Below are 14,532 nucleotides of genomic sequence, written 5' to 3' on the forward strand. Positions count from 1 at the left end.
TTCACCATTAAAGTATATCTTTGCAAAAATAATAAAAAATGCAGAGCTATCAGGAATTTCTTGACTTAAGTGTTGGTTTTCCGCAAGACGGATTCGAAATCATCGACGACGAATTGTATTTCCACGATTTGAATTTAATGGAAATGATAGAAACGTACGGTACGCCGTTACGTTTTACCTATTTGCCTATCGTCAGCAAAAAAATTCAGCAAGCGAAAATCCTCTTTCAGACCGCAATTCTGAAACACAACTATCGCGGATCTTACAAATATTGTTATTGTACCAAATCATCCCATTTCAAGCACATCGTAGAGGAAGCTTTGAAAAATGATATCCACCTGGAAACTTCATCTGCATTTGATATGCCGATGATCGATTCATTGGAAAGACAGGGCACAGTAACGAAAGCCATTACAGTGATCTGTAATGGCTTCAAAACCTACCAGTACAAACAATATATTGTCGATATGATCCACGACGGATATAAAAACATTATACCGGTACTGGATAACAAAGAGGAGTTTAACCTTTATGATGATGAAATCGAATTGGATGAGCCTTGTGCTTTAGGTATCCGCGTTGCTTCCGAAGAGCAGCCTGATTCTCAATTCTATACATCTCGCCTAGGGATTCGCCAAGAAGACGTCGTTGAATTCTATAACAACAAGATCGCCGACAATCCAAACTTTAAAGTAAAGTTACTTCACTTTTTCATTAATTCAGGTATCTCGGACACCCCGTATTACTGGAACGAATTAGAGAAATACGTTACTTTATATTGTAAATTCAAGAAAGTAAACCCAGATTTAGATACCCTAGATATCGGTGGTGGCATGCCATTTAAGGATTCACTGGTACACGACTTTGATTACGAGTATATGGTCAATGAGATTGTCAATCGGATCAAACAAATCTGTGCGCACCATGAAGTCATGGAACCAGATATTATTACTGAATTTGGCAAATATACTGTTGCTGAAGCATCAGGTATTCTCTATAAAGTTTTGGGACGCAAGCAACAAAACGATCGCGAACGTTGGTTTATGATTGACGGCTCATTCATTACAAATTTACCAGATGTATGGGCATTGAATCAAAAATACATTCTACTGCCGATCAATAACTGGGATTCAGAATATGAACGCGTCAATTTAGGTGGAATCACATGCGATGGACAGGATTATTACAATCAGGAGGCGCACATGAACTCGGTATTTATGCCGAAGACCCGTAAGGTACAGTACTTGGGCTTCTTTCATACAGGAGCATATCAAGATGTATTAAGCGGATATGGTGGAATCCACCACTGCCTACTTCCTTCTCCTAAGCATGTACTTGTACGCCGCAATAGAGATGAAACATTCAACTACGAGGTGTTTGGTGAGGAGCAAAACTCCAAACAAGTCATGAAATTATTAGGCTATCAATAAGATATGCTACAGGAGCAAGACCTCTTTTTAACTGTTGGATTAATATATCCTTGTCGAAAAAAGAATGGTTTTAAGTCCATACAAAAAGGTCCCGATCGTACGATCGGGACCTTTTCATTTCCAGGCTATCCCCCATTATTTACAATCAGGCGTAAATTAAAGCCAAAACCACAGACAAAGACAACATCGTTAAGGATATTACGCAAACAATACTGAACATAGCCGCGACAGCTGGCTTTTATTCATATTGCGTTCGTACCTGCTTCGGAACACGTTCGGAGCTCAACAATTCGGCTACAGCTGTTGACCAAGTATTGTACAGACTTTTTCTGTTCGGAGACTGTTAAATAGCTGTGCAATATCTGTACAAGATCTGTTGATCGTCCGAAGCAGGTACGAATCTGGGGCGAAGCAGAGATACTAATCCTTCAGATTATGTTATATCGCCGTACAAGAAAGGAGTACGGTGTATTTCTTCTTTAGCGCAGCTAGAAATCCCAAAGTCGACAATTGCTATTTTGAGACCCAGGCTGTAAAGAAATTAAGTACTTTTTCTTCATCATACCCCTTCCCTTTTTCCAGGCTCCCACTCTCCTGTACATGCAATGTTTTTCCATTTCTATCCAAAACAATAAAAAATGGATAACCTAGTTTATTCCCTTCAGGAGCATACTTTTGAAATACAGCCTCATTTTTATTCTCTTTCGAATAATTGAGGTGATAATAGAGGAAATGACTCTTTAACAACTTGTCGACACTTGCCGTTTTATGGATATAATCATTAAACCTTAAACACCAGACACACCAATTCCCTCCAGCCTGAATGATGATATTTTTCTTTTCTCTCTTTGCCTGAACCAATAGTTGATCAATATCATTTTGCGCATTAGCATCTGGATTGTAGGGCTTTGAAAGCTCCTGAGTTGCTGTAGGCTGTTGCGAGAAGGCCTTGGACTGCACGAGTACCGATCCCAAAAATACAGCTACTCCACACAACAATAATCTTATATTTCTCATCATAAATAAATTAAATAGTGATCTAAAATTACAAAATCATTTTCCTAAACTAAAACATAAGCAGCATATAATGGTTAAACATTATATAGCTATTGACCATGAAAAAAAACAGCCAGAATCACAATAGGCGGTATTTCAACAGATTATTAAAAATACGATCTGGCTGTACACATAGCCTTAGATGACCAAAACATAGTTATGCCTAGTAAGATCTCCGCTGATGAGCAATAAAGTAACAACCTATTGACAGACCATCGTGCACCAAACAGAAAGGCTTCTTTTTATGAAAATAAAAACAATAAACAACAAAACAAAACAAAAACAAACACCTTATCTTAACATAAATATTATTTAATTTCCTTTAAAATTCAATAAATATAGCATAACTTAGTATAAAGGAAGTAGGAAAGTACGCACAGAAGATTCACTACAAAAATCCAAAACGAAACAAAATGAAACACCAAGAATTCAAAAGGTCAAAACTGATAGAAAAAATAAGAGATACGAGCGCATGGGATGTGATCGTAATAGGTGGCGGTGCCAGCGGATTAGGTGTTGCATTAGATGCCTTAAGCCGAGGGTTCAAAACAATTTTGTTGGAGCAGGTTGATTTTGCAAAAGGCACTTCAAGCAAAGCAACGAAGCTTGTTCACGGTGGTGTACGCTATTTGGCCCAGGGCGATATCTCCCTGGTTAAAGAAGCGCTCCACGAAAGAGGTTTGCTTCAAAAAAACGCCCCACACCTTGTTAAAAACCAATCCTTTATCATCCCCAATTACAGCTGGTTCGATGGCCCATTCTATACCATTGGAATGAAAATATATGATCTTCTGGCGGGTAAATTAAGCTTGGGAAAATCCATTCATATCAATAAAGAAGAAACTCTTGAACGTATAAGTACTGTTAGACCTAAAGGCCTATATGGCGGGGTAGTCTATCAGGATGGACAATTTGACGACTCAAGACTTGCACTCAACGTTGCGCAAACCTGTATACAAATGGGCGGAGTTGCCCTAAATTACGTCAGAGTCAACAACCTCACCAAAGACAGCAATGGACGAATAAACGGCGTCATCGCCAATGATACCGAAACCGGCGAAGTCTTTACCATACAAGGAAAGGCTGTTATTAATGCAACGGGTATATTTGTCGATGATATTTTAAAAATGGACAGACCGGAAGCCAAACAAATGGTACGCCCAAGCCAAGGTGTTCACCTTGTTTTCGACAAATCTTTTCTTCCCGGAGACGATGCTATTATGATCCCAAAAACAGATGATGGGCGTGTCCTTTTCCTTGTACCTTGGCACAATAGAGTCATTGCAGGAACAACAGACACACCGATCGATGAGCACAGTCTTGAACCTATAGCGCTGGAACAGGAGATCGATTTTATTTTAAAAACTGCAGGACGCTACCTGACAAAACAACCAACAAGAGCCGATGCACTGGCGGTATTCGCCGGCCTCCGTCCGCTAGCAGCTCCTACAGGGAACTCCAACAAAACCAAAGAGATCTCCCGCAGTCACAAGGTAATCGTCAGCGACTCTAAATTACTCACTTTAACAGGCGGAAAGTGGACAACATTCCGTCGAATGGGACAAGATACCATCGATAAAGCAATAAAAATCGGCTGCTTGCCACAAAAAGAAAGCCGCTCCGCTACACAAAAGATTTATAGCGCCATTCCAACTTCAGACCGAAGCAATCATATGTACATTTATGGAGCCGACCAGGAAGCTATCCGTGCACTAGCGCAAGAAAATCGCGAATGGGACGAAAAACTAATCGCGCATCTTGAATTCAAAAAAGCAGAGGTTGTTTGGGCTGCGCGCAATGAGCTGGCCAGGACGGTGGAAGATGTGCTATCCCGTCGGGTACGTATGTTATTTCTTGACGCTAGGGCCGCGATTGAAGCTGCCCCGGAAGTTGCAAAAATACTCGCCCAGGAACTGGAAAAAGATGAAAATTGGCAAAAAGATCAAATAGAAAATTTTCAAAAAGTTGCAAAAAATTATATCTTAAAGTAATACAAAAAATAACCAGCAATACTCAATTATGGAACAGCAATACATCTTGGCAATGGATCAAGGTACTACCAGCTCCAGAGCTATCATTTTCGATAAAGACAGAAATATAGTCTCCATTGCCCAGAAGGAATTTACACAAATATTCCCACAACCGGGATGGGTCGAACATGACCCACATGAAATCTGGTCAACGCAGGCAGGTGTCACAGCAGAAGCAACTACAAAGGCAGGATTAAATGGCAAAAATATTGCCGCCATTGGCATTACCAATCAACGCGAAACGGTGGTCGTTTGGGACAAAGAAACCGGAAAGCCCATCTATAATGCCATCGTCTGGCAAGATAAACGCACAGCAGATTATTGCGACGAATTACGCAGCGCAGGAAAACATGAGCTAATCCAGGAAAAGACAGGCCTGATATTAGATCCTTATTTTTCCGCCACCAAAATAAAATGGATTCTGGATAACGTGGAGGGTGCACGGGCAAAAGCACAAAACGGAGAATTAATCTGTGGAACTATTGACACCTGGCTCGTCTGGAACCTTACCCGCGGCGACGCTCACATCACCGATGTAACCAACGCTTCCCGCACCTTGCTCTTTAACATCCATAGTATGGAGTGGGACAAGGAATTACTGGAACTATTTGACATCCCCGCTGCTATGCTTCCGCAAGTAAAAGAAAGCAGTGAAATATATGGAGAATCCCGGACAACCATTTTTGCCCACAAAGTCAAGATTGCAGGCATTGCCGGCGATCAACAGGCAGCACTTTTCGGGCAGCAATGTATTGAAAAAGGAATGGTCAAAAACACCTATGGAACAGGATGTTTTATGTTAATGAACATCGGTGAGAAACCAATCCGTTCAAAGAACAACCTTTTAACAACTGTTGCCTGGAAAATCAACGGAAAAACAGAATATGCCCTGGAGGGAAGTATCTTTATCGGTGGCGCACTGGTCCAATGGCTACGCGACAATCTCAACATCATCTACAAATCGGCGGACGTAGAGCAATTAGCGCTTACAGAGAAGGATAACGGCGGCGTCACATTCATCCCCACCTTTGCTGGACTGGGAGCGCCGTACTGGAATGCTCGTGCACAAGGGACGCTATTTGGCCTGACGCGTGCAACCACCAATGGGCATATAGCACGCGCCTCACTGGAAGCAATCTCCCTCCAGACACGTGATGTGCTGCAAGCAATGGAAGCGGATAGTGGCATACCGATCAAAGAGCTACGTGTAGACGGCGGCGCAACGGCCAACAACCTACTCATGCAGATTCAGGCCAATGTGCTTAACAGCAAAGTTGTACGCCCTAAAATCACAGAAACGACAGCTTTGGGGGCAGCATACCTCGCAGGACTGGCCGTTGGATTCTGGAAAAATGAGGACGAGATATCAAAGTTTTGGGCTCAGGATCGTATATTTGAACCTGATGCAGAGCAAGAAGAGCAAACAAAAAAGATCATTAAGCTCTGGACCAAGGGTGTCAAAGCATTACAGTACTGGACCGAAAACTAACCAACAAGCATGAACCACTATTTAGCAGAATTTATCGGCACAACCCTTCTCCTTCTTTTAGGCAATGGGGTTGTGGCCAACGTTATCTTGAAAGGAACAAAGGGCGAAAATGGAGGATGGATTGTAATCACCACCGCATGGGCACTCGCGGTCTACGTAGGTGTTGTGTTTGCTGGCCCCTATACCGGAGCCCACCTCAATCCTGCGGTAACCATTGCCGTCGCTCTCAATCATGGTCTTCCTTGGATGGAAGTGCCTGGCTATATTCTCGCACAAATTGCCGGCGGTTTCTGTGGCGCCATGTTAACCTACATCATGCACAAAGACCATTTCGATGCAACAGCAGACCCAACCACCAAACTTGGTGTTTTCGCTACGATACCCAACATTCGTAATACATCAACAAATCTGGCAAGTGAAATTATTGGAACCTTTGTTTTGATTTTTGTTATTTTCTTCATAACAGGTCAAGATGTGACCATCGACGGAAAAACAGCTCCTATTGGCATGGGCTCTCTTGGTGCTATACCCGTTGCATTTCTAGTATGGGCGATTGGCCTCTCGCTGGGTGGAACTACAGGATATGCCATCAATCCTGCCCGGGATTTGGGGCCGCGCTTATTTCATGCCCTTTGGCCAATCAAAGAAAAAGGAAGCTCCGACTGGTCTTATGCCTGGATTCCAATCCTAGGACCTATCTTGGGCGCTATTTTAGCCTTTGCACTTTATGCTTGTATAAAACCGGCCTAATCAAGGTCGCTGTACCTACAAAAAAAAGGGGGATTCAATAATTGAATCCCCTTTTTTTGTTATCCACGCTTGGGTTTTCTATGACCGTATTCACGATCCCGATCAAACGTATTCATGTGACGTTCCTTTTTCACAGGATACACGTCATCAATTACAATCAGTATACCTTTTTCTTCTACCGTACCAAATTCGTCATTACGCGCAGTGCCAAATGATTTCATCGTAGGCGATAGGTTCATATATGTATTTATCAACGGTGGAATATTCTCGCCCAATGCTCTCACATGACTATTTAACACCTTATATCCTTCTTTATAATCCAGTCCATCAAAAACCCCTACAAAACGGTCGTAATCATTTTTAATTTCCAATTCCGGAAGAGGAAGCACCAATTTATCATGATCAGGAAAATAGTAATCCATAAAATAAAGCAACATATCCCGTGCATCTTTATTGTAATGTGGATACATGGTCACTTTACCAAAGAGGTATTTAATTTCAGGGTTAAGCATCACTAAAGCCCCTAAACCGTCCCAAAGATTGTCCAATGAAAAAATTCCTTTTCTATTGTCGATGGCCGGTTGGTATTTAGGTTGTACAAACGATCTTCCCAATTCTATGGTGTAAGGTAGATATTCGTTCGTGAACAATTCGGAAAACTGAAAATAATGTGCTGTCGATAAATTGGGTATACCATTTACTTCACCAGCCTCAGCACATTTGATTACCCTATAACCAGCAACCACTTCTTCATCTTCGGGATTCCATGCGATCAACTGATCGTAACAATCTTCGCATGTATCATTTTCATCGATATCAATTGAAAGTCCTGTACCTCCCCCTGCTCCACGAAAAGTCAACTCTCGCAAACGCCCAATTTCACGCATGACATTTGGCGAATTATGATAATTGATTAAATATATCTCGTTATTTCCATTGTTGGTATATCGTAAGAAGACATCTTTATTCAATTCGATCTTCAATAATTCTCTATCAACTGGAGGTATAATTTCTTGCATAAATTCTATTTTTCTTGAGCCAATCCATAAACCCTTCTTTTCACTTCCTCAGCCCAAGTTTTTTCGTTTTTTGATTGATCAAACGCTGTATAAGGGATTCTTTCTCCTACTATAATATTGACGGTATGTCCGCGTTGGGCAAACATTTCATCAGGTAAATATAACATTTCAATGTTTACCTTGAGACCCAATTTCTGTCTAAGCCTTGCAAAATTATAAAAAAACTTAGAGTTTTTACCGTCAATCAACACCGGAATGACATCTTTTTTATATTTTTTTGATTTGCTAATAAAACTTTTTTTCCATTCTAGGTCTTCTATGCGGCCATCGTTTTGTTTTCTGGAAACCAAACCTGCAGGAAATACCAGTAGTGCATCGTCCGCTCCATAGGCCTCCTCAATCGCAGAGATCGCCTGTTTCCCTTGCCCCCCTAACTTATTGACACCGACAAACAAAGGCCTCAAATTACCTATATTTAAAAGAATATCATTAACCAAAAACTTCACATCGCGTCTATACTTACCTATAGCGTGCATAAATGCAATACCATCCAATCCTCCCAAAGGGTGATTGGACGCAAAAATAACCGGATCCGATACGGGAATATTTTCTGCCCCATACAAATTGACCTTGACATCCAGATCGTTGATCAATGCATCAACAAAATCCAAGCCTTGAAGATCTGCAAAGCGCGTCATAATATCATTTATCTCGTCTTCATGAATTGTCCTTTTTAAATAATTAAGTAAAAAAGACGGAATCCATTTAGCAAGCCCCGCATTTTTTTTGTGAATAACTTCACGTATATCAATAAACTTTTTACTCTCGCTTGTGGCCATCAATCCAATTTTTCCAATTAGAAATAGTATATCTTCATTAAGGCTCTCATTCAAGCCTTACTCTATTCGCTGACAAAAATAACAACAGAATGGTAATAAAAGTACAATTTTAAACTTTAAAATTGCACTTATTTGCAAATATGCAACCTGATCCTTTTAGATCCTATCTGAAGCACAACAGTGACTCAAAGAATTAGGTAGAAATCTGATCCTGGAAAATTTCATTTCACATAGTTTTTTTATTAAGTTTGGGTATGCTAATAAGTCAATTTCTTTCAAATGCGGATTTCAGTATTCAAAATGCTGATTCAATACAACAAGCGCTAGAAAAGCTGCAAGATTTGCTTTGTAAAGAATTAGTCGTTTTAAATGGTAACGACTATATTGGCCTGGTTAATGAAACCATCTTATTGGATGCGGAGGATGAAGATGCTCCCCTTTCTTCCCTAAAAATAAATACCGCTCCGACCCAATTGAAGTTCAATCAACATCCCTACGATGCGCTGGTGATGATGACCGTATATAACAGCACAATTGTTCCTATTTTGGATCAGGATAATAAGTATATCGGCGTGTGTACGCAATTAGATATTTTAAAGGCAATCAGTTTGATTCAATCGCAAAATGAATCGGGTGCCATTATTGTCCTCGCCATCGGACTGCACGATTTTTCCTTGTCGCAAATTGCCCATCTCGTGGAAAGTGATAATTGTAGAATTCTCAATTGCGCAACCAAAATAAATTTGGAAAGTGACAATATTGAAGTTACGCTGAAAATAGACAAATCAAATATTAATGCATTGCTCAATTCATTTCTGAGACACAACTATTTAATTCTGGAAACCCACAATACCATCGCAGCCTTCGATGACACTGCCGACCGCTATCAACAGCTTATGAATTACATCAACATTTAATTAGAATTAGTTTTTTTCTCATCTTTGCCCCATTAAAATCGAAAACAATATGAGAATCGCAATATATGGAAGAGAGTTTCAGCCCTCTGTTATAACACATGTGAAACACTTATTTGAATATCTTGTGGCTAAAAATATTGAAATTTGGGTATATGATCCATTTCATAAATTTCTGATCACACAGTTTGAATGTGACTTTAACTTTTCAACGTACAATTCCTATCAAGAAATTAAAGATCATATTGACATTATGTTGAGTTTGGGCGGCGACGGAACAATGTTATCTGCAGTATCTCTTATAAAAGACGCTGGAATTCCAATTGCGGGTATCAACTTTGGACGCCTGGGCTTCTTAGCTTCCATCAATAAAAACGACTTTGAAGACGCACTGGACGATATCCTTAACCAACGTTATAGCATACAGAAGCGTGTATTGCTTTCCGTTGAATCCGAACAGACGAATTTGTTTCAGGGCAATCATTACGCACTAAACGATATTACCGTATTTCGTTATGACAGCTCGGCCATGATTACTGTCAATGCACGCATCAATGGCGAACTGCTGAATTCATACTGGGCGGATGGACTGATTATCGCGACACCTACCGGATCCACAGCTTATTCATTGAGTTGCGGCGGACCTATTATTATGCCGGAAAGTGGCAATTTTGTCATTACCCCCATCTCTCCGCACAACCTCAATGTGAGACCCATTGTCATCTCAAATCAGTTTACCCTTGAATTGGAAATAGAGAGTAGAAGTAATCAGTACATCCTTAGCTGTGATTCCAAAAACGAGTCCATTGATACATCTGTAAAATTAACCATTAAACAGGCTCCATTTACGATTAATCTCATTAGGCTCCCCCATGAAAGCTTTTTCAGCACACTGCGGGAAAAATTACTTTGGGGCATTGATGTCAGAAACTACTAGTCCATTCCTAGCTTTCCCAAGCTTGCGTTGTATAAAAAAAGCCCAAAATCTGATAGATCAAAATATTTCAAACAATCTTTCTACATATTGTACTTCTGAATTTCCAATTAAAAATCGATATTTGGAAGAAATATAGGAAGATGAAATAAGAATATCCCTATTAACAGGCAATAATTAATCAATGAAAAGTACGTTAAACAAACAATCATCATTGATAGCAATACAGAAAACCAAAAATAGGTTTTGAAACGCCGAAATAGCATTTACGGCTAAGGTGTTAATTTTATTGAAAACAGCAAAAATGAGTTTTTTAGATCAGATAGATAATATTAAGCTGCCACAGCATATCGCCATTATCATGGATGGCAATGGCCGCTGGGCAAAACAGAAAGGGAAACTTCGTGTATTTGGGCATCAAAATGGTGTAAAAGCAGTACGAGAAGCATTAGAAGGGTGTGTAAAAGCCAATATTAAATTTCTGACACTTTATGCATTTTCTGCAGAAAACTGGAATCGACCTAAACTTGAGGTGATGGCACTGATGGAACTATTGGTTACTTCCCTTAAAAAAGAAATCAAAACTTTTCAGGAGAATGGCGTCCGCTTGAATGTTATTGGTGATATCACCAAATTACCCTCCAATGCACAAAGAAAGCTGCAGGAGACCATTGAAGCAACGAAAGAAAACACACACTGTACATTGACATTAGCTTTGAGCTACAGTTCCCGACAAGAAATTGTGGACGCCGCTCGTAATCTAGCCCAACAAGTAAAAGACGGAAAACTCAATGCAGACGAAATTAACGATGAATTATTCGCTGCAAACCTCTATACACAAAACCTACCCGATCCTGACCTTCTGATACGTACCAGCGGAGAATTGAGAATAAGCAACTTTCTGCTTTGGCAAATTGCCTATTCAGAATTATGCTTCCTAGATAAGATGTGGCCCGAGTTTACGAAAGAAGATTTATTTAAATCCATCGTCGATTACCAGCAACGCGAAAGAAGGTTTGGAAAAACAAGTGAACAGTTGTAAAGATTTTATTAAATTTGACCACTGATTTGAAAAAAAAACAAGCTGGTTAAAATTTTCTTAATTAACAAAAATTAACAAACGATTGGTGTACTTTAGCGCCAATAATTATAGATAAATGAAGCGTATACTACCCGTAATACTATTTTTTGGCCTCTCATCAATGCAGCTTGTCTACGGACAGGACAAAGGTGCGTTCAATTTAAATGACCCAGAAAAAATCAGCTATCTCAATCCTAAAAACTATGTAATTAGTGCTATTGATATAACTGGAACACAATTTTTAGATAAAAATGTATTAATTACGATCTCTAAATTGTCGGTAGGTCAATATTTGGAAGTTCCAAGTGAGGCGACTGCAAAAGTAGTGAAGGATATGATGGCTCAAGGCCTCTTTGATGATGTCGAATTATGGGCAGATAAAATTGAAGGTGAAAATATATTTTTGACCATCCGTGTAGTAGAACGTCCTCGTTTAACTCGTATTGACATCAATGGTTTAAGCAAAAGTCAAACCGAAGAAGTTCGCAAACGTTTAAATAGTAACACTGGTAAGATTGTCAACGAAAACTTGATGAACACCACACGTGCTACAATCCAACGGTTCTTAAAAGAAAAAGCTTTTTTATATCCGGAGATCACCTTAAAAACAGTGAAAGACTCGGCGCAGGCTAATAATGAAATACTTATTGCCGACGTGGATAAAAAACATAAGGTAAGAGTCAAAAAAATGACTTTTACAGGGAATGAGCATTTCTCTCAGAAAGATTTGAGAAAAATGGCCAAGCCAATCAAACAAAAAATGTGGTACCGTATATTTGGCCCAGGAAAGTTCAAGGAAGAAAAATACAAAGAGGGTAAAGAAAACCTGATCAAAAAAATGGCTGCCAAAGGTTATCGTGATGCGACGATCTTAAAAGATACCGTTATTCGTGAGGGTGAAAAAAATGTACTGGTCAACTTTGACATCTATGAAGGACCTAAATATTATGTAGGTAATATTGTATGGACAGGTAATGCCAAATATTCTGACACTTTGCTGAATAAAATTTTAGGTATCAAACATGGCGATGTTTTTTCGGAAGAGAAATTAACAGCAAAATTAATGGGACCTACAAAAAATAGTGATGACATTTCCTCGATCTATATGAACGATGGTTACCTTACTTTCTCCGTAGACCCCGAACAAACGCGTATTTATAACGATACCATTGATTTGAATTTACGCGTTTACGAAGGTGCTCAGTATACTATCAACAACGTTATTGTGAAAGGTAATGACGTTACCAACGACCGTGTTGTATTACGTTCTATTTATACAAAACCAGGTCAAAAATTCTCCAAAGAGCAAATTATGCGCAGTGTACGTGAAATTGCCCAGTTGGGAAATTTTGATGAACAAAAAACAAACCCTGTACCGACAAATTTAAATTATGCGGATGGTACAGTGGACATTGTTTATAATGTCACTGAAAAACCTTCGGATCAGGTAGAGCTTTCTGGTGGTTATGGAGCAGGTCAGATCATCGGTACATTAGGTTTAACATTCAACAACTTCTCTACCAGCAATTTCTTTGACAAAAGTTCCTGGAAACCGTTGCCACGTGGAGATGGACAGAAACTGAGTGTCCGTGGTCAAACTTCGGGTAAACGCTATCAATCCTATAGCTTCTCCTTTTCAGAACCTTGGTTGGGCGGAAAAAAACCAATTTACTTTGGTCTGAGTGCTTATACGTCGAGTTCATCGTATGGTGGATTTAATTACTATACCGGAGAGCAAATTGTAAAGGATTCCGAGTTGAATCGTATCTGGATGACCGGTATTACCGCAACTTTAGGTAAACGCCTACAATGGCCAGACAACTGGTTCCAGGCAAATACATCCTTATCATTCCAGCGTTATAAGCTACAGAACTATGGAAATTACTTCCTATTCGATAATGGTACAGCCTATAACATCAACTTGACTCAGGAGTTTAGCCGTAACTCGATCGATGCGCCGATCTACCCTACTTCGGGTTCAAACATCAAATTCTCGGTGCAATTGACGCCTCCATATTCATTGTTCAACAACATTGATTATAAAAATGGTTCGGCTCAGGAACGCTACCGTTGGACAGAATACCACAAATGGAAATTTGATTCGCAATGGTATGCCAAAATTGTTGGTAAACTTGTGTTCAAAGCACAAGCTCAATTTGGTTTCTTGGGTAAATACTCCAGCAAAACTGAAATATCAACGTTCGAGCGTTTCAAAGTCGGTGGGGATGGTATGCAAGGGTTTGATTACTTACAGGGATCTGAAATTGTCGCATTACGTGGTTATGCAAATGGTGTGATCATTCCTGAGGGAACACAAAATGTGAATGTGGCGCGAAACTCAGGTAGTCCAATCTACACCAAATATCAAATGGAACTACGTCACCCGGTAATGTTAAATGATCAGGCGACGGTATATGTATTGGCTTTCGCTGAAGCTGCAAATACCTGGAACAAGTTCACAGAATACAATCCATTTAAAGTACGTCGTTCTGCCGGTGTTGGTGCCCGTATTTTCTTACCTATCTTCGGTATGCTAGGCATAGATTATGGACATGCATTCGACCCTATCCCAGGTTTACCAAGCAGTACATGGAAACAAAACTTTACATTTAGTATCATGCAAAATATGGGCGGATTCTAATTTTTCTTGTCCCCTACTAGTTTGACATAAAAGTATAAAAAAGCTATCGCAAGAAATTGCAGATAGCTTTTTTATTTTGAGACTATCCACCCGTAAATTATCCATTTTCATTCATTTACATCCGAGCGGATTAAATGTGAAATCACCCGAAATATCTTATAAATTTTCTTATATTGAGTGCGATTATGATCACGAAAAAAGAAAGCCATAGACAACACTCGGGGAACTTGTATTGGAGCATTCTTCAACAAGTTAAATAGTGTTAAACCGGAGAAATATCTGCTAGATTGCTTCTTTTTTCTTATTTTTGAGCCGTAAATTTACGTAGAGCGCTTTTCTCGAATTAAAC

11 protein-coding genes are annotated in these 14,532 nt (G+C 39.7%); 8 read left to right on the forward strand and 3 right to left on the reverse strand.

The genetic code is table 11. The annotated features are described in order from the left end of the window. The first annotated feature begins 38 nt into the window (after positions 1-38). Entirely contained in the window at positions 39-1,430 is a 1,392-nt protein-coding gene (locus tag OK025_RS26025; protein WP_317667663.1) for an arginine decarboxylase, read from the forward strand. A 513-nt stretch (positions 1,431-1,943) separates the two neighbouring features. Here the strand turns inward: OK025_RS26025 and OK025_RS26030 are convergent. Continuing rightward, on the reverse strand, positions 1,944-2,450 hold the full coding sequence (locus OK025_RS26030; protein ID WP_317667664.1) for a thioredoxin family protein: 507 nt from the start codon (positions 2,448-2,450) through the stop codon (positions 1,944-1,946). 449 nt (positions 2,451-2,899) lie between these two features. On the opposite strand from OK025_RS26030, the gene OK025_RS26035 reads away from it, so the two are divergent. From OK025_RS26035 to OK025_RS26045, 3 genes are read left to right on the forward strand one after another with little or no spacing between them, the layout of a single operon-like run. Continuing rightward, entirely contained in the window at positions 2,900-4,477 is a 1,578-nt protein-coding gene (locus tag OK025_RS26035) for a glycerol-3-phosphate dehydrogenase/oxidase (RefSeq protein WP_317667665.1), read from the forward strand. Between the two features lie 28 nt (positions 4,478-4,505). Then, entirely contained in the window at positions 4,506-6,005 is a 1,500-nt protein-coding gene (gene glpK, locus OK025_RS26040) for a glycerol kinase GlpK (protein ID WP_317667666.1), read from the forward strand. 9 nt (positions 6,006-6,014) lie between these two features. Then, positions 6,015-6,755 (forward strand): MIP/aquaporin family protein, encoded by a 741-nt coding sequence (locus OK025_RS26045; RefSeq protein ID WP_317667667.1) that lies wholly within the window; start codon positions 6,015-6,017, stop codon positions 6,753-6,755. 59 nt (positions 6,756-6,814) lie between these two features. Here the strand turns inward: OK025_RS26045 and OK025_RS26050 are convergent, their stop codons facing one another. Further along, on the reverse strand, positions 6,815-7,774 hold the full coding sequence (locus OK025_RS26050; RefSeq protein WP_317667668.1) for a GNAT family N-acetyltransferase: 960 nt from the start codon (positions 7,772-7,774) through the stop codon (positions 6,815-6,817). A 5-nt stretch (positions 7,775-7,779) separates the two neighbouring features. Next, a complete protein-coding gene (locus OK025_RS26055) occupies positions 7,780-8,613 on the reverse strand; it encodes a 1-acyl-sn-glycerol-3-phosphate acyltransferase (protein ID WP_317667669.1) in 834 nt (277 codons plus the stop codon). Between the two features lie 254 nt (positions 8,614-8,867). Between OK025_RS26055 and OK025_RS26060 the strand changes: the two genes are divergently transcribed. The 4 genes from OK025_RS26060 (at position 8,868) to bamA (ending at position 14,183) form a co-directional block, all read left to right on the forward strand. Further along, a complete protein-coding gene (locus tag OK025_RS26060; protein ID WP_317667670.1) occupies positions 8,868-9,530 on the forward strand; it encodes a CBS domain-containing protein in 663 nt (220 codons plus the stop codon). Between the two features lie 49 nt (positions 9,531-9,579). Beyond that, entirely contained in the window at positions 9,580-10,464 is an 885-nt protein-coding gene (locus tag OK025_RS26065) for an NAD kinase (protein ID WP_317667671.1), read from the forward strand. Positions 10,465-10,765: 301 nt separating this feature from the next. Next, the gene (locus OK025_RS26070; RefSeq protein WP_317667672.1) at positions 10,766-11,503 is read left to right on the forward strand and encodes an isoprenyl transferase; all 738 of its coding nucleotides are present in this window, start codon (positions 10,766-10,768) and stop codon (positions 11,501-11,503) included. A gap of 115 nt (positions 11,504-11,618) precedes the next feature. Continuing rightward, positions 11,619-14,183: an outer membrane protein assembly factor BamA gene (gene bamA, locus OK025_RS26075; RefSeq protein WP_317667673.1), complete on the forward strand. Its 2,565-nt coding sequence runs from the start codon at positions 11,619-11,621 to the stop codon at positions 14,181-14,183. Positions 14,184-14,532 lie beyond the last annotated feature (349 nt).

Source organism: Sphingobacterium sp. UGAL515B_05 (assembly GCF_033097525.1).
Taxonomy (GTDB): domain Bacteria; phylum Bacteroidota; class Bacteroidia; order Sphingobacteriales; family Sphingobacteriaceae; genus Sphingobacterium.

Excerpts from the sequence above, each read along its gene's own strand:
- OK025_RS26060 (WP_317667670.1), top strand. The coding sequence starts at position 8,868 with ATGCTAATAAGTCAATTTCTTTCAAATGCGGATTTCAGTATTCAAAAT.
- OK025_RS26030 (WP_317667664.1), bottom strand. The coding sequence starts at position 2,450 with ATGATGAGAAATATAAGATTATTGTTGTGTGGAGTAGCTGTATTTTTG.
- OK025_RS26035 (WP_317667665.1), top strand. The coding sequence starts at position 2,900 with ATGAAACACCAAGAATTCAAAAGGTCAAAACTGATAGAAAAAATAAGA.
- bamA (WP_317667673.1), top strand. The coding sequence starts at position 11,619 with ATGAAGCGTATACTACCCGTAATACTATTTTTTGGCCTCTCATCAATG.
- OK025_RS26055 (WP_317667669.1), bottom strand. The coding sequence starts at position 8,613 with ATGGCCACAAGCGAGAGTAAAAAGTTTATTGATATACGTGAAGTTATT.
- OK025_RS26070 (WP_317667672.1), top strand. The coding sequence starts at position 10,766 with ATGAGTTTTTTAGATCAGATAGATAATATTAAGCTGCCACAGCATATC.
- OK025_RS26045 (WP_317667667.1), top strand. The coding sequence starts at position 6,015 with ATGAACCACTATTTAGCAGAATTTATCGGCACAACCCTTCTCCTTCTT.
- glpK (WP_317667666.1), top strand. The coding sequence starts at position 4,506 with ATGGAACAGCAATACATCTTGGCAATGGATCAAGGTACTACCAGCTCC.
- OK025_RS26065 (WP_317667671.1), top strand. The coding sequence starts at position 9,580 with ATGAGAATCGCAATATATGGAAGAGAGTTTCAGCCCTCTGTTATAACA.
- OK025_RS26050 (WP_317667668.1), bottom strand. The coding sequence starts at position 7,774 with ATGCAAGAAATTATACCTCCAGTTGATAGAGAATTATTGAAGATCGAA.
- OK025_RS26025 (WP_317667663.1), top strand. The coding sequence starts at position 39 with ATGCAGAGCTATCAGGAATTTCTTGACTTAAGTGTTGGTTTTCCGCAA.